Annotated in this window: 16 protein-coding genes; 2 read left to right on the top strand and 14 right to left on the bottom strand. The window is 49.8% G+C overall.

Annotation, left to right across the window (positions count from 1 at the left end; translation table 11 throughout):
- The 13 genes from PAT3040_RS13720 to PAT3040_RS13780 form a co-directional block, all read right to left on the bottom strand.
- A partial coding sequence (locus PAT3040_RS13720; RefSeq protein WP_108993130.1) for a LamG-like jellyroll fold domain-containing protein occupies positions 1-2,839 on the bottom strand: 2,839 nt, incomplete at its 3' end.
- A gap of 262 nt (positions 2,840-3,101) precedes the next feature.
- Complete coding sequence (locus tag PAT3040_RS13725; protein ID WP_108993132.1) at positions 3,102-3,893, bottom strand: DeoR/GlpR family DNA-binding transcription regulator; 792 nt, start codon at positions 3,891-3,893, stop codon at positions 3,102-3,104.
- 147 nt (positions 3,894-4,040) lie between these two features.
- Positions 4,041-4,856 (bottom strand): PhnE/PtxC family ABC transporter permease, encoded by an 816-nt coding sequence (locus tag PAT3040_RS13730; RefSeq protein ID WP_108993134.1) that lies wholly within the window; start codon positions 4,854-4,856, stop codon positions 4,041-4,043.
- A 1-nt stretch (position 4,857) separates the two neighbouring features.
- A complete protein-coding gene (locus PAT3040_RS13735) occupies positions 4,858-5,643 on the bottom strand; it encodes a PhnE/PtxC family ABC transporter permease (RefSeq protein WP_108993136.1) in 786 nt (261 codons plus the stop codon).
- The gene (gene phnC / locus PAT3040_RS13740) at positions 5,633-6,421 is read right to left on the bottom strand and encodes a phosphonate ABC transporter ATP-binding protein (RefSeq protein ID WP_108993138.1); all 789 of its coding nucleotides are present in this window, start codon (positions 6,419-6,421) and stop codon (positions 5,633-5,635) included. Before phnC ends, PAT3040_RS13735 begins: the two co-directional genes overlap by 11 nt.
- A 62-nt stretch (positions 6,422-6,483) precedes the next feature.
- Entirely contained in the window at positions 6,484-7,545 is a 1,062-nt protein-coding gene (locus PAT3040_RS13745; protein WP_108993140.1) for a PhnD/SsuA/transferrin family substrate-binding protein, read from the bottom strand.
- A 44-nt stretch (positions 7,546-7,589) separates the two neighbouring features.
- Positions 7,590-8,729, bottom strand: a complete 1,140-nt coding sequence (locus PAT3040_RS13750) for a phosphonoacetaldehyde reductase (protein ID WP_108993142.1) — start codon at positions 8,727-8,729, stop codon at positions 7,590-7,592.
- Positions 8,729-9,538 carry a phosphonoacetaldehyde hydrolase gene (gene phnX, locus PAT3040_RS13755; RefSeq protein ID WP_108993144.1) on the bottom strand — a complete coding sequence of 270 codons (810 nt, stop codon included), beginning with the start codon at positions 9,536-9,538 and terminating at the stop codon, positions 8,729-8,731. Before phnX ends, PAT3040_RS13750 begins: the two co-directional genes overlap by 1 nt.
- A gap of 236 nt (positions 9,539-9,774) precedes the next feature.
- Positions 9,775-10,035 carry a hypothetical protein gene (locus PAT3040_RS13760; protein WP_108993146.1) on the bottom strand — a complete coding sequence of 87 codons (261 nt, stop codon included), beginning with the start codon at positions 10,033-10,035 and terminating at the stop codon, positions 9,775-9,777.
- A 65-nt stretch (positions 10,036-10,100) separates the two neighbouring features.
- Positions 10,101-10,553, bottom strand: coding sequence for a helix-turn-helix domain-containing protein (locus PAT3040_RS13765; protein WP_108993156.1), 453 nt, complete (start codon positions 10,551-10,553; stop codon positions 10,101-10,103).
- A 106-nt stretch (positions 10,554-10,659) separates the two neighbouring features.
- Positions 10,660-11,802, bottom strand: coding sequence for a DUF1835 domain-containing protein (locus tag PAT3040_RS13770; RefSeq protein ID WP_258234967.1), 1,143 nt, complete (start codon positions 11,800-11,802; stop codon positions 10,660-10,662).
- Positions 11,803-11,977: 175 nt separating this feature from the next.
- Positions 11,978-12,496 carry a hypothetical protein gene (locus tag PAT3040_RS13775; protein WP_108993148.1) on the bottom strand — a complete coding sequence of 173 codons (519 nt, stop codon included), beginning with the start codon at positions 12,494-12,496 and terminating at the stop codon, positions 11,978-11,980.
- Positions 12,497-12,834: 338 nt separating this feature from the next.
- Positions 12,835-13,404: a dihydrofolate reductase family protein gene (locus tag PAT3040_RS13780; protein ID WP_108993150.1), complete on the bottom strand. Its 570-nt coding sequence runs from the start codon at positions 13,402-13,404 to the stop codon at positions 12,835-12,837.
- A 263-nt stretch (positions 13,405-13,667) separates the two neighbouring features.
- On the opposite strand from PAT3040_RS13780, the gene PAT3040_RS13785 reads away from it, so the two are divergent.
- Both PAT3040_RS13785 and PAT3040_RS13790 read left to right on the top strand, forming a co-directional pair.
- A complete protein-coding gene (locus tag PAT3040_RS13785; protein WP_087571316.1) occupies positions 13,668-14,279 on the top strand; it encodes a TetR/AcrR family transcriptional regulator in 612 nt (203 codons plus the stop codon).
- Positions 14,276-14,887, top strand: coding sequence for a GNAT family N-acetyltransferase (locus PAT3040_RS13790; protein ID WP_258234968.1), 612 nt, complete (start codon positions 14,276-14,278; stop codon positions 14,885-14,887). The genes PAT3040_RS13785 and PAT3040_RS13790 overlap by 4 nt, the downstream gene beginning before the upstream one ends.
- A 72-nt stretch (positions 14,888-14,959) precedes the next feature.
- Here PAT3040_RS13790 and PAT3040_RS13795 read toward each other — a convergent pair.
- On the bottom strand, positions 14,960-15,414 hold a 455-nt coding region (locus PAT3040_RS13795; protein ID WP_258234969.1), incomplete at its 5' end, for a GNAT family N-acetyltransferase.

The raw sequence follows: 15,414 nt of genomic DNA on the forward strand, positions 1-15,414 counted from the left end.
CGCGCCCCCCCCCTGCCGCGATCAGCTTAAGAATCGCTCTTGCGTCGAGCAGATCCAAGCTGTCGTCGCCGTTTAGATCGCCCGGAGCCCGGCTGACGATCGTGATGACCGCATCGTCCGTTTGAATCGGAACGTACTCCGATTCGCCCGTCTCGCTTGGCACGATGCCGCGCACGCTGGCGAACGAGATTGCCGTCGTTGCATCCGCTGAAAGATCCGCTTTCGCGCGGAAGGTCGCGTTTGCGACCACGGTTGCTTCGTCCGTGGCCAGCGCGTCGCCGGATATGCCCGCGAAGCCGACCTTGCCCGGTGTCTCGTCATTTACCGCATTTGTCGAGTCGAACACCGCGAATTCGAAGCTTTCAAGCTCGAGCAGGCTGGAGTCGTAGTTCAGGATTCCCTCCAAACCGACCAGCTTGGCCCCCTTCTCTATCGTGACCGGCACCGTAAAGACGCTGCCCTTGTTTACCGATTGATCCGCGGCGGACAGCCGAATTTCCTCGTCAGGCCCCCCTTCTCCAGGCGTTCCCGAATGCAGATTCAGCTCCATGGAGAATTGATTTTTCGCGCGGAACAACTGGTCGTTCTTTACGGAGTACCAGTTTACGTCCACGTTATCGCTGCCTTCCTTAAACGTCATGAGCATCACCATGCCAAGATCTTGTGGACTCATATATTGGGCATCCGCAAGAATCTGCTTGACGGAACTGCCGAAGTTGTTCATATCCTCGCGCACGACCAGATCCGGATGGCCGATGTGGCCGGACAAAACGAGCACGATATTATCATGCTTTTTCACGAATTCGTTCCACATATCATCGCCGTTATTCGCATCGCTAATATAAGAGCTGGGATAATGATGGTGATCGGTGCTGATGTGTTCGCCGTTGTGATACACGTAGGTATGCGTCGACATGATCACCTTTTTGTCCGGATTCGCCGCCACGACTTCGTTTGCCCAAGCCAACACGGCGTCGTTAGGCGCGAATTCGATAGCAAGAACCATATATTCCACATCGCCAATGTTGAAGAAATGGTACGTATTCTCCATCTTGCCTTCGGCGAAGGCTCCTCCGAAAGTCGGCTCCTGCGAATATTTGCTATACGGGAAATATTGATTGTAATTCGTATAATTGCGGGTCAGCTGCGCATTGTTCAAGATGACGTCGTGATTACCCGGAACCAGGACGTACGGGATAACCCCGTCCAGTTCGGCATACGCGTCGGCGGCTGCGGCCCACTCCGTCGTGCTCGAAGCCGTGTCGACGATATCGCCCACGCTAATCGCCAGCTTGATGTTCATGTCGTCGGCGTGATCCTTCATCCACTTCATGTAATCTTTCATCGCTTGAGGATGCAGTCTGGCCATGTATTGCGTATCCGGAATGACGGCGATCGTGTAATCGCCTTCCGCGAAGTCGGGCGCCAGCCAGTTCGAAGTCACTTCGTCATACGGAAGCGCGTCGTTCGCGTACGGCGAGGAGTCCGAATACACGCCGTTCTCGGCCGTATCAAGCTTCCAGTTGCCCATGAGTCCTTCCTCTGTTCCTTGCAGCGACTCCTTGTAATGCGCTTTGATTTCTTCGGCCGTTCGGGTTGTCGACCATACCCGCAGATCCGCGATTTCCCCTTTAAACGACATCGTGGTCCCTCTGAAGTCGGAGCCGATCTTCATCTCGCGTGAGGTCGTATCATTTGGAAATTCCGGGATAGCGAGCGCCTCTTCATGAACTTTTTCGCCGTTAATGTACGTTGTTCCCGTTTTGTTCTCTTCATCGAGAACCATCGCAATATGCACCCAATCGCCCGCGTTCACGTTCACGTTATTGGCCACATAGTTCAATTGATAATCTTTGTGGTTTACCCAAAACAATCTCGGAGCCCCGTTGTTGAATATTTCGAAGCTGAATCGCGACACGTCGCTGTACGAGGAATTCTCGTAGTTGCCCATAATGACGCCCACACGTTGGCCGCTCGGCGTATTCGCCGGAACGTTTACCCATGCCTCCACCGTGCGCGGAGCTGCCGCCACATGATTTTTTGTCGCGATCTCGAGGCCATCCGCAAAGCTTGTCCCTGTGGCTTGGAACTCGCTCGTGTATTGCCGTTCGAAACCTTTTGGCGTTCCGTCAATTTTGCTGGTCTTGTCCCGAATAACGTTTATAATCCCGTTAAGCGACGAGTCGTCGATCGTCCATGCATGCATAAGTCCCTCTTCGTCACCTTGGATATCCGCATCTGCATTGTCGCGAAGCTCGTCCATCGTTCGCACGTCGCTCCACAGCCTGACTTCCGCGATTTCCGCTCTGACGAAATGGCCGTTTCTCGTATCGGTGCCGATACTATGAATGCTTTCCATAACAACCTGCTCCGGCAGGTCGACGTTCTCGAAGGTCGCTACCACCGCTCCGTCCTGAATCACATCGATTTTTTTGTTTGCTGCGTCGCGGGTGATGGCCAGATTGGTCCATTGCCCCGTCGTGATCGACAAGCCTGTTGTCGATCTGTCGATCAACTTGCCGCCGTTCGAAATTTCATAATATCTGAATTGATTGCCGGCTGTCAGTTCGAGACTAAATTGCGTGCTTGCTGCTGCTCGGTAGTTGCCGAACAGTACTTGCCTCGCACCTGGATTAGCCGCGAATTTCGCGCGCATCTCGAAAGTGGCCGGAACACCTTCCAGCATCGCGTTTAAAGCGATGGAGTTTTGTTTCGCCGGGTCAAAGAGCAGGCCTTGCGGAGCGTCCGTCTCCGCAGATGCAGCCGAGACCGCTCCAAAGCATTGAGCTACAATTGCAATGACCAGCAACCAAGCCGCCAGCGATTTTCTGACAATCATGATTTTAATCCACTCCTTTTGGGTATATGGGATTTGCCCCAAACTGAGTATATAGAAAAACGGCAATTATAAGCAATATCAATTACATGTTTTTGCAGTATCTTAACATTTCATATCGAATATTACCGCTAAATATTGCACATTGGTGAAGGTAATTAAAATGCGATGCGTTTTTTACAAAAAAAATAAGCGTATTCGACACCGCCTGGAAACGGCGACAAATACGCTTTCTGTCATTCTCCGTCCAATCGGACGGCGTGAATCAGTTTTGTGGGTAAACGACCTTAATCCCTGAATTTTTATATTTTCTCACGACGTCTTCGTTAATCGTGGAATCAGTCATGATCATGTCGACGCGATCCAGCGGGCATACGTTCAGGTACGACACCTTCTCGAATTTGCTGGAATCCGCCGCGACGATCGTCTGTCTGGCACTGCTCATGATCGCTTTGATAATATCGATCTCGTGGATGCGGAAGTCGGTCAGTCCTTTGGTTACGGAAATCGCGTTGATGGATATAAAAGCCAGATCGATATTGTAGCCTGCGATATCCTCTTCGCACTTTTTGCCGTACAGCGCATACTCCTGCTGATCCAGCACGCCGCCTGGCACAATGACCGTAAAGCCCGGCTTGTTCGCGAATTGCTCGATAATGCGCAGACCGTTCGAGATGATCGTCAGCCGCTCGAAGCGTTCCGCCAGCTTCTTGGCGATTTCCAGATTCGTCGTTCCCGCGTTTAACGCAATGGCTTGTCCTTCCGATACGTGTTCGCATACGAGCTGCGCAAGCTCGACCTTTTTCTCCTTGTTCTTGCTCTCGCGATAGGAGAAGACGTTCTGGTCGCCCCGCTCCTCGGGCAGGATGGCGCCGCCGTGCACGCGCTTTAGCAGCTTCTTCGTCTCCATATTTTCCAGATCGCGCCTGACCGTATCGATCGACACGTTAAGGACGCTAACGAGCTCCGTTACCTTGACGGAATCATTCTGCTTCAGTATCTCCTGAATCTTCTTATAACGTTCTTCCTGCAGCACTTTATCCCCCGCTCCCGACATCAATTCCGCTTCTTCTCCCTCTAGTATACATGCCCGCTACGAGCTCCTCAACTATTTTAGTTTTTTGTACTACTTTTTGCTTCTTTTTACCGTTATAAAGACACGCAAAATACAGCGCACCCATACATGAGCGGCTGTATCTTAACCTTAAGCGTTGACGGCAAGCTTTCTTTTAATCCATCTTGCAAGAAGCTCCAGAAGGATCGCGAATGCCAAAATCATATACGTAATAAAGCCGATCTCGCGGATATCGAAATAGAAGTTGCTGGCCATAAACATATCGAATCCGATGCCGCCTGCTCCCGCAGCCGCACCCATGGCAACCGCTACGGCGAAATTGATTTCGAACCGCACGAACGTCCAGGAAATGATATACGAGATCGAAGACGGCAGCACCGCCTGAAATACGATCTGCCACCATCCCGCTCCGCTGGCGCGAAGCGCTTCGATGACGCCGTCTTCCAGCTCCTCGATCGACTCGGAGTAGGCTTTGACCAGGTAGCTGATGGAATGGAAGGTCATGCCGATGACGGCGGCAACACTACCAAGTCCCGCGGCTACGGCGAAGATCAACACCCATAGCACGGTAGGCACGGCGCGTATAAAGGCTACAACGCTTTTGATCGCGAGCGAGACCGCGGGACGGGACAGATTGCGCGCCGTAAGCAATGCAAGGAACAGCGCGATGACCGCTCCGAACAGCGTCGTCAGGAACGCAAGTCCGATTGTGATGGTGACTTGCCCGAGAGCCTCGCCGAAGGTGAAATGTTTGGCATGCGGCTCGATCAGCATCGTCCCCAGCGTATCCCCCGTCTTGCGAATCGCTTCCGATAAAACCAGATCCTTGTAGTCGAACGTCAGCAAGCCGAACAGCGTAAGCGCGACAAGCATCAGCAATGTCATTCGGATAACAAAAGATGATTTGTTAAACGGCTTGGCAGGTATGTTGGTGTTGGCATGCATCTTACATGATCACTCTCCTGACGTAATTCGAGACCGATTCGATGATCATGATGGCGACGACGATCGCGATGACGGCCAGGGAGGCCGAAGCGTAATTCAAGCTTTTGTAATATAGGTTAAACAAGAAGCCGATTCCGGTCCCTGTTAATATTCCGATTAAAGTCGCTTGCCGAATATTGGTCTCGATTGTAAACAGCACCCAACTGATCAACTGCGGCAGACTCGACGGGATGACCGAATGCGCCACAATATGAATATAACCCGCTCCCGTTGCCCGAAGCGCCTCGACGGAGCTCATGCTCATCTCGTCGATCGACTCCATAAACGCGCGTGTCAGAAAACCAAAGGAGCAGAAGAACAGCGCCAAATATCCGGTGAGCACGTTCTGGCCGAAAGAAAACAGCAGAATCATCGACCATGCCGCGACGTCTATATTGCGGAACACGGTGGCAATCCAACGGCTGATCATACTAAACGGGCCTCCGATGCCCGTCTTCTGAGAGCCTAACACGGCAAAGACAAGCGCAAATACCGCAGCCGTGCTGGTCGCCGCGATAGATACCAGCAGCGTTTCGAGCAGTTTGTCGATAATGTCCGGCAGCTTATCCATCGCCTTCTCGTTCGGGACGAAATTGCTGACCGCCCATTCCGCCGCCTTGGGGACGGAAGTAAACCCTTTAACTACGTCATACTCCGTAATGATGATCGCGATTATGGTAAGCGCGAGCACAAGCGCGCAGAAAAACAACGTGTTCAGCCGTTTGCGAAGGAAAAAGCTACCCGACATGGCGACCGCCTTCCTCTTCCGTCAGCTTGTCATAATCGGCGCCATATATCGCGCGAAGCTTTTCCTTGGTCAGTCCGGCAGGCGGACCGTCATAAACGACCGTTCCTTTATTGACCCCGACAATGCGATCCGAGTAGTTCATCGCTACATCGACCTGATGCAGGTTCACGACGACCGTGATTCCCATCTTGGAGCAAATATCGCGCAGATGCTCCATGATGACTTTTGAAGAGTTGGGGTCGAGCGAAGCGATCGGCTCGTCGCAAAGCAGCATTTTCGGATCCTGCACAAGCGCCCGCGCAATGCCGACCCTTTGCTTTTGACCGCCGCTAAGCTGGTCGCAGCGCTTGTACACTTGCTCTTGCAGCCCAAGAACCTGCAGAAGACGGTAAGCCTGCGCCTTCTCCTCTTTGGTGTACAGGCCCAGCACCCCCGCCAAAGTCGACTTGTAGCCGAGCCTGCCATGCAGTACGTTTTCGATTACGCTAAGCCTGTTGACGAGATTATAATGTTGAAAGATCATGCCGATCCGGGTTCTCAGCTTCTTAAGCTCATTTTTGTTCAATGCCAATACGCTTGCGTTGTCAAAGACGATTTCTCCGCTGCTGGCGTCAATCATGCGATTAATGCAGCGAAGGAGAGTCGATTTCCCCGCTCCCGAAGGACCGATGATTGAAACGAACTCCCCTTCCTTCACAGCGAAGTTAACATCCGACAACGCGCGCGTCTCCGAGCCGTATTGTTTGGATACATGCTTGAATTCGAGCAGCGTCCTCATGTTAATTCCTCATTTCTTATTCATGCGCTAGTAGGCGTTTTCCATGGTGTAGCTACCCCAAATTAGTTGCCCGACAATTCTCTTACCGGGTCAAAGAACGCATCTTCAACTGCCACGAATTTCTCTTCGCCGGACTTTTTCTTAAAGATAGCTGTGCCTTCTGCGTCTTTCGGCAAAAATATTTTTTCGTTGTTCGTTACCGCATCGGATGTAAACAGTTCGAGCAGCTTCTTCTGGTCGTCGGCGCTAAGCGTATCGGTATTGATCGCAAACGGCTGGTTCAGTACCGGCGTAACGGAGATCAGGACGAATTCTTGGCCGGTAATCGTATTAAACGGCTCCTCCGCGCCTTCTTTTACCTTGTAGACCGAGCCCGGCTTGTTCGCGTCGCCGGATACCAATTCCACATAGTTGGCTACGCACGTGTCGCAAAATGCCGCGACATCGGACTTGCCTGTCAACAGATTGACCGCGGAGCCTTGATGCGAGCCGCCAAACAAAACTTCGGTAAATACTTTGTCGCTGCCGCCTTGCAGCAGGTCTTCCGCCGTAAGCTCTTTGAACTTTTCCATTTGGCTAAAGTGGTTTACGATACCCGCGGAAGGCACTTTAAAGCCGGAAGTCGACGAGTTGGATACAAACGAAAACTTTTTGCCGGCGATGTTGTCGATCGAGAACTCGCTGCCGCTCTTATAGGCGTCCTCTTCGCCTTTCTTGACCGCCAGCCAGCTGTAATATACGGCGTCGTCAAGGGTGCCGGACTCGCCGCTCTGCACGAACAGCGGTTGCACCTTGTCGCTCTTTGCGTTGGCTTCTACGTAACCTTGCGCGCCCATGTATCCAATGTCGGCATTGCCGTTAGCCATGGCTTCGATTGCGATAATGTAGTCCGTTGTCGTTTGATGCTCGACCTTCTTGCCCGTCGCTTCTTCGATAATACGAGAGAATTCGTCCCGCGCGCCCTTGAGCTCCGAACCAGATTCGTTAGGATACCAGACCATCGTGATCGTGTCCTTGGATCCGGAAGAAGCCGAACCGCCGTTGTCTCCGGCTTCATTGCCGCCGCATGCGGCGAGAAGCCCAACGAGAACCAAAGTAAGAACGAGCGATAATGCCTTTTTCATTTCAATACTCCTCCATCATAATCGGAATTTGTTAACGCTATGTGTTATAGCAATGAAGCCAACATTAAATTCAACTCTTCCGGCGTAATGGCAGCCGGATTATTATCCATTCGGCCTTTGGTGTACGCATGCGCGACGATCGTCTCGATATCCTGCTCCGCCACGCCGTAAGCCTTAAGGGAATCGGATAGTCCGTAGGCGGCGTAAACGGATTTCAGAAATCGTTGCACGCCATCCGCATCTTCGGCTCCGAAAGCGCGAAGGAGCTTATCCGGTTCGATCAAAGTTGCATAATTATGTTTCAGAACGACGGCGAGCGACAGGCTGGCCGCGATGCCGTGATCGATGCCGTGAAGCAGCGTGAGCGGATAGGAGATCGAGTGGCATGCCGTCGTCTTGGTATTGCTGAACGCGAGGCCGGCCAGCACGCTTCCGAGCGACAGTTTTTCTCTGCTGTCCAGATCGTTCGGATTCTCCTTAAGCTGAGGAAGCGCCTCGCGAATCCGCTCGATCGCCTGCAGCGCGTAAGCGCGGGAGATCGGATTGGAATGCACGGACCAGTACGCTTCGGTCGCATGGCACATCGCGTCCAGCGCGGTGGCCACGCTTAAGCGGAGCGGCATCGTTACGGTCAGCTCCGGCAAGATTAGCGCAGCATCCGCAAACAGTCTCTTGTCCGAGACCGAATATTTGCAGCCGCGTTCCTCGTCCCACACCGTCGCCCAGCATGTCACCTCGGAGCCCGTCCCGGACGTGGTCGGAATACCGATCCAAGGCGCGAGCGACGGCTTGTTTGCATACATCTCGTTCGTAATGTACTCCCTTACGTCCGCCGGGCTATGGATTTGCGCATGTTGCAGGGCCGAGAGCGCCTTCGCCGCATCCATGACGCTGCCGCCGCCGATCGCGATAATCATCTGATAGTCGAAGTCGCCTACGCTCTGAAGCAATTTATAAATATCCACGATATCCGGATTGTTGAGCGTGACTTCCAGCACTCTTGTATGCTTGCCTTCAAGAGCATCTATTAACGGCGCCAGCAATTCGTTACGATCCACGCCGCCGCCTCTGGTCAGAATCAATACCCGGCTGAAGAGCGAACCTTGTTTGCGTACTTGCTCCGCGCAAGCCTGCACGGATTCTTGACCGAAGTAGATCGCTACCGGGTTGTAAAAAGAGTTCATTACAATCCCCTCGCCAATCTATTGCGTTCCAGCGTTGCAATCTCCCCGGGCAGCTGCGAGATGGAGTCAATAATATAATCCGCTCCCGCCTTTTCGAACGTGCGCCTGACTTCATCCTTCCTTGCCTTCAGCTCGTCCTCGTCCATATCCTGCACTTCCGCCTGCGTCAAGCCCAGCTCGCTGCTGCCCATAATAATGCCAATCGTCCATACACCCGCATTTTTTCCTTCGTGGATATCCGATACCGTGTCCCCAACCTTAACAACAGATTCCGGAGGAAATACGCCAAGCTCGTTCATGTTCTGAAAGATCATGTACGGATAGGGTCTTCCCGCCCTCACCTCGTCCGAGGCTACCATGTAGTCCGGCGAGTAGCCCTTTCGCCGCGCTTCCGGCACGATGACCTCCATCATCCCCTTCGTGTAGCCGGTCGTCGAACCGATGATCAGTCCGGCAGCCCGCAGCTTCTCGACTGCTTCCAGAGCCCCCGGGATAGGATCGGTATATTGTTTCAGCGACTCCATCAGCGTGCTTTCGAATCCGGCATATAAACGATCGACATCCTGGATCCCTGGCTCTTTGCCATGTCGCTCCGTCCACGCCTTCTTGACTCTATCCATTTTAAGGATCGTCTGAATATGATCCCGCTTGAGCATCCCCATCGGTTCTCTCGCTTCCCGATTCGTAATCGGTACTCCCTCTTGCTCGAATGCGTTCAGAAAAGCATGCATAGGAGCGAAGCAGCCGTAATCCACTACCGTTCCTGCCCAATCGAATATGACCGCTTTAATGCGTCCGCCGTTGTCCATTTATGTCTCCTCGTTTCGTTAGTCTTAGGTTCGTTTAACAATTTTGATTATAGAGATCTCCTACGCTTACTTCAAGAGTTTTTGCGTTATTTTACGTATTTTTAACATTTCTATTGCGTTTTTATGCTGTTTTTACACTTCGAAAACAAAATAAAACAGCAAAAAGCCCTTTTCTCTTCATTTTGTGAGAAAAGGGCTTTTAGATTTGCACGGATCGTTTATGGAGTGCAAAAGCTCTATCGTGCGGAATCTCCCGGAGGTTTGCTACCCTCGTCGGCCTTTAATTGTTGTTGCCGAAGCTTGACTAACTGCTCGTACCGCTCGCGGATATTCGGTATTGCCTCCTCGCGTAGCTTTTCGAGCCTCTCAGTTGACAAGCGTTCAAGTTCATTTTTCTGCTCCGAGCTGACCTTGTACACTTTCGTCGTTATAATTTCGCCTGTTTCATACACCTTCGCTTTCTCCAGAGCCTGTTTCTCCTTGTCCCTGTTCGACACGTTCTCTCGCCTCCTGATTCGGTGAACGACCACTTGATAACCAGGTCCTTCATCTGATCTTCTGACTAGTCTTGTTTATATTTTTCTTTTAGGATACTTGAGCCGATTCCCCCAGCTATCATTAAAAACAAAGAACCGAAGTTCCAAAAAAATGATCCCCCATACAGAGTAATCTCAAGTGGCGTTACTTTGTTTAGGAAGAGGACAACGAGTTTGATTACCAACAGCGCTAAGCCCACTAAAACGAAGAAATCAAATAATAACTTTATCTTCGGATGGGCTAATTGCTTACTTTCTTTTATCACCTTTTTTGTCAACTCATCGTCACTCTTTAATAACTCATCGATAGTTACCCCAAACAGATCGCTTACTTTAATTATGATTTCAATGCCTGGGTAGTTCTGACCATTCTCCCATTTCGAAACCGACTGTCTGCTTATAAACAGCTTCTCAGCAAGTTCTTCTTGAGACCAACCTTTCTTATTTCTTTCCATTTTTAACTTCTCTCCAAAGATCATAGCCGCAACTACCTTTCTGCAATTTATAAGCCTATATTGGATTAACCCCTTGCAGAAGTAAAGACCGCTTTGGTTGCGTGGCCCCGCAACCCCTAGTTGCATGTGATTACTTTTTGCGTCTGACGCTGTAATAACGCATCGCGGCGGGTACGCCTTTTATTTCGAGAACTCCATCATAGATCAGCTCCCTTAGCCGATATTCAAAATAAGAATCCCCGATATATTGCTCGCAATAACCAATCGCCTCTCCAATTAATCGTGCTGACTTCAGGAAGCCGTTATCTTTCACAGGTGGCTTAAGACCGTCCAGCTTCTTTAGCAGGTATTGATCAAAATATTCTGCTGACACCTCAAGCACATCGTTGTCCTGCCAAATGCGCAGCGTTCCTGTTTGTTCCGTGAGCTTCTTCCATTCCCGTACCAGCCCCGCGATATCAGCAGTGCACAACTTACCTTTGCCCTCTAGTTGAACGATTGCTTTCTGTAGTTTGTCCGAAGGAATTTCTCCCGAATACCTATACTCTATGTATGCATTTGGTCGGTTGTAAAGCTCCTCACAAAATGCGCATGCGTCATTTACGGAAATGGCGTTTTGTTTGTTGCGAAGCAGATAAAGCGCGTGTCTCATTCCTGCCTGCTCGCATGTATTGCCACTGGTCCAAACGATGATTTCCGCCTGTTCCGGAATTTGTTCTATCTTGTCTAAGAGCTCATTGTATTCAGTTTCGAATTCAGTGTAAGCTTCGAAGGCTTCCGTAATATTGTTGCGGAACCAATCGCCGCGTGCCATACGTCCTTCAGGTAAGTCCAGACCGTAGATCGGACCAATCGCGTAATTTTCCCGTAACGATATCAGTTTGTGCGTTTCCGTGCAGCCTAATCCTATTAATGCCTGTTTCATGCTCCCGGCAAAGGAATCCCCGATAACGATATGGACATGGGTACAGGTCGGTACAGGCCTCCAGACCGCTCTTTTTTCCTGAAGCCCCATCAACTCGTCATACAGCTCAATCAGTTTGGAAGCCGCTGCTTCAAGCGTATCTTCCTGCTCCTTCATCAACTTAATTTCTGCCAAAATAAACTGCAGATAAGGCTTCAATTCCTCTGCTCCCAAACGATCGGTTGCCTGTTTAATTGCAAAAATATCTTTCAATTTGATTTCACAGCTCCCCGTATTCGCTTTATCTTGATGTATATTTGTTTCTGCTATTTCTTTTATAAGCACTTGCTCCCCTGTTAACTTATCCATGTATCGTTGGCTTTGGTAACTTGCCATTTGCCGTTTAGGAACTCTACTTCGACCAATGTTCCAATCGCACCTTTTGCGGACTAATATACGGATCCTTTGATGGTAACCTTATTTTCCATGATCTCGGTGCTCTCCACTCTAAGTAAAACGCCATCGATTGAACTAGCATCCTTAACTAGACCTTTCTCCTCCAATTGCTCCAAGTTGCTGTCCTTTCTCCCGATATTTCTATACATTGACCTTCAGGACATCGCACTGTATTGGACGCTTTAACATATTTATCATTATGATGCACTACAATAACGTCTCTATCATCTTCGTCTTTAAACGCATATATCTTGCTACCTACCGCTAAAGCGTTACTATCTCCATCCTGTTTCACATATGGTTGTTCATTAACGTCATCTTTTAGCGAAATCAAATCAAAACTAGAGATATCCCTTTTAACTTGCCCGATCTCGCTTCCTACTTTATCATTCTTGACGATTGTATTGGTAATCATATATGTCTGTCCATTATCCCAAAAGACGAATGGATATGGCCAAGACGCTTGGCAGCTGACTCCACCTTTAGACGGTGGGGCTTGATCAAAGTTCACTGCGGTTGCATGATCAACATCCCTTGATTGACCGCAACCACTCAAAATCAAAAGAAATACTAATAAGTAAATTCCAAAAGCATCCCATTTGATCATTCTGCACCTCCCAAACTGTTTTTGCTTTTAGAACGTACCAATAACAGTAAATGTTACACTATCCAGCCCGTTCGTATTATCAACCCGTTTCATTCTGGTCGATCCTTTTGTTACGCTGTTAAGGCAAACCTCACAAAGTGGCTTTAGTGGCATGTGCGAATAAACTAGTTCATTTGTTGTATGCTATTAAAAAAAGCAGAAAAAAAGGTACAACCTCTTCAAATTCCTTGAAGGTCTGTACCTTTTTTTGTTTGCTTATTGGTTTAGTGAATCAACTTCATCCGAGAAGGCTTCTTTGTACTGCTGATACAATCCGGTATCAAACTCGTATTACATGGCTATTTCTCCAACTCATAGCGGGTGGCGATAATACCCGACTTGAACGTTCGGCTGGACAGCAGCTTGAGCCTGATTTTCTCGCTGTCGCCGTCGAATACCGATTGTCCGCCGCCCAGGACGACCGGACAAATTGTGAGCAGGAATTCGTCGATCAGGCCGAGCTTAAGCAGCGTCTTGGCCGCTCCCGGGCTGCCGAAGATAACGAGATTTTTGCCGGGCTGCTCCTTGAGCACCTTGATTTCCTCTGCGATATTATCCTTGATCAGCATCGTATTGTTCCATTCCACCTTGTCCATCGTGCCGGAAATAACGATCTTCTTAACATCCTGCAGCCATTTGGCATGCTCCATATCGTGCTTTGACGCACTCGGATTGTCCAGCATCGTGGGCCAGTAGCTCTCCATCATGCGATACGTCGTGCGTCCGTATACGGGAGCTCCGACTTCGGCTACGATCTCCTCGGCGTATTTCTCTAATTCCTCGTTGTACGGAATCCAATCGAGTCCCCCTTTCGAATCCGACGCATACCCGTCCAGCGACACATGCATAAACAATACGAGTTTTCTCATGTCCGTTTCTCCTCCGATTTTGAATTTATTTTGTTCGATTAATATGGCGGTTGGTCCCGCGTTTCATCCTACTGTTGTGTTTATAATAAATCATTACGTTACGTAAGGTTCAAGTGGAAATCTTCATTTTCTTTATAGTAATCCTCTGGCTGTTATTTCTCTACAGATCATAGCCGGTACACCCTAGTCCACGTTACATGTTGACAATTTGCATCCTTGATTTTATAATGAATAAAATTTCATTCATTAAAGGAGCAACCAAAATGCCCCGTACACCTGAACAATACGAGGCCATGCGCCTTGCAACTCGCACCAAAATCCAGACAGCGGCGATGCAGCTATTCGTTCGTCAAGGATACGGCTCCACCAATGTGCAGCATATTGCCGACCAGGCTGGCATTAGCACCGGTCTGCTGTACCGCCATTACAAAACAAAGGATCAGCTATTCGAGGAATTGGTGCAGTTCGCCATGGCCGGACTTGAGACGCTGATCGTCAAATTTCAGACCAGCGATGAGCCTGCTGAGGAACTGGCACGATTCGCAAACGAGGTATATCTCGATCTGTCTTCCGGCGATGACTTGGGACACCTCTTACTGCTGATGACGCAATCCTTCTTCTCCACGGAGACGGACGGGTGGAAAGCGGCTCTCAAGCAGATCCATACCGATCTGCTGCAAGCGACTGCCGAGCTCATCATCCAGGGGCAGCGACAAGGCAAGCTCCGAGAAGGGAACGCTTTTGAGATGGCGCAATATTTCTTTTCCTCCATTCAGGGACTTGCGATGATGAAGATGATGCTGGAGGAAAAATTTTCAATGCCGTCGAGATCGCTCTTGACCTTAGTATTCGAAAAGGAAGGTGAAACGTTGTGAAGCACTCAGGCGCATTTGAGGTTGACCGGGCAGACCGCGCTGGAGGAGAGGTCAGACACCAGATGGCGGAAATTTTCGCCGACGGCTTCTCCCAGTGGCTCACGTATTTCTCTAGAGACCGGGATGTCATCGTAAACGCATTCGCCCATATGTTCGTGCTGGATCAATTTTATGTAGCGCTCGCCGGCGATCGGGTGGCAGCCTTCGGGGCATGCACGGACTGTCGGAGCTTCTCCCTAGAACTTCAGAGCGCACCGCTCCGTCGGTATCTGGGCTGGTTCAAGGGCTCGATGGCTGCACTCATTCTGAAGAGGGAGTTCCAAAAGCCGTTTGTCGACCCGCCATCCGAAACGGGCTCGGTGGAATTCATCGGTACTGCCTTATCCTTCCGCGGCCAAGGAGCGGCTTCGGCAGTTATTCTACATATGCTGGATCATTTGCCGTACCGTAACTTTATTATCGAAGAGGTCGCCGATACCAATATCCCGGCCATTCGCTTGTATGAGAAGCTGGGGTTCACGGAGTACAAACGCAAGTCCCTATCCCCCAAGCAGGCCCGCAGATCTGGTATCAATCACATGGTCTCGCTGTGTTTGGAGAAGGCCTGAGCCACAACAAGCGCCAACAACATTTATAATATTTGCGTATCCTTCAGATATCGTTACATTTACTAAGTATGGTTATTCATTAGTCAAGTTAATAATCTTATCAAAACAAAATGAATCTTTGTCATAGCCATTGTGCTCATAAAAAGCATGGGCATTGGTCCGCTTCATCCCGGTACATAGAATAATGCTGGATATTCTACTGTCCTTCGCATAATTTTCAGTGTATCGTAGCAGTTCAGTGCCTACCTTATGACGCTGAAACTCCTTATGAACAGCAAGGCCGGTTATATGCAGATAACCATTTTCGGACCCTACAGCTAATCCATGAACGATAGATATGAAACCAACAACAATATTCTCAAGTAACGCTACAAACGTTTTGTAATTGCCGGCTTTGATCATCTGTTCCATCGTAACGCGAAAGTTCTCATCCGTAACCGTATGCACTCCAAGTACATCGTTCCATAAAACAACAACTTCGCTATATTCATCTGCTGCAATTTCCCGTATTTTAATTTCCATGCCCT

It is taken from the genome of Paenibacillus agaridevorans (genome assembly GCF_003112455.1).
In the GTDB taxonomy this organism is placed as follows: Bacteria; Bacillota; Bacilli; order Paenibacillales; family Paenibacillaceae; genus Pristimantibacillus; species Pristimantibacillus agaridevorans.

Bases quoted from the DNA above. Each gene is read 5' to 3' on its own strand.
- PAT3040_RS13725 (WP_108993132.1), bottom strand. From the start codon at position 3,893: ATGTCGGGAGCGGGGGATAAAGTGCTGCAGGAAGAACGTTATAAGAAG.
- PAT3040_RS13730 (WP_108993134.1), bottom strand. From the start codon at position 4,856: ATGCATGCCAACACCAACATACCTGCCAAGCCGTTTAACAAATCATCT.
- PAT3040_RS13735 (WP_108993136.1), bottom strand. From the start codon at position 5,643: ATGTCGGGTAGCTTTTTCCTTCGCAAACGGCTGAACACGTTGTTTTTC.
- phnC (WP_108993138.1), bottom strand. From the start codon at position 6,421: ATGAGGACGCTGCTCGAATTCAAGCATGTATCCAAACAATACGGCTCG.
- PAT3040_RS13745 (WP_108993140.1), bottom strand. From the start codon at position 7,545: ATGAAAAAGGCATTATCGCTCGTTCTTACTTTGGTTCTCGTTGGGCTT.
- PAT3040_RS13750 (WP_108993142.1), bottom strand. From the start codon at position 8,729: ATGAACTCTTTTTACAACCCGGTAGCGATCTACTTCGGTCAAGAATCC.
- phnX (WP_108993144.1), bottom strand. From the start codon at position 9,538: ATGGACAACGGCGGACGCATTAAAGCGGTCATATTCGATTGGGCAGGA.
- PAT3040_RS13765 (WP_108993156.1), bottom strand. From the start codon at position 10,553: ATGATCTTTGGAGAGAAGTTAAAAATGGAAAGAAATAAGAAAGGTTGG.
- PAT3040_RS13770 (WP_258234967.1), bottom strand. From the start codon at position 11,802: ATGGATAAGTTAACAGGGGAGCAAGTGCTTATAAAAGAAATAGCAGAA.
- PAT3040_RS13775 (WP_108993148.1), bottom strand. From the start codon at position 12,496: ATGATCAAATGGGATGCTTTTGGAATTTACTTATTAGTATTTCTTTTG.
- PAT3040_RS13780 (WP_108993150.1), bottom strand. From the start codon at position 13,404: ATGAGAAAACTCGTATTGTTTATGCATGTGTCGCTGGACGGGTATGCG.
- PAT3040_RS13785 (WP_087571316.1), top strand. From the start codon at position 13,668: ATGCCCCGTACACCTGAACAATACGAGGCCATGCGCCTTGCAACTCGC.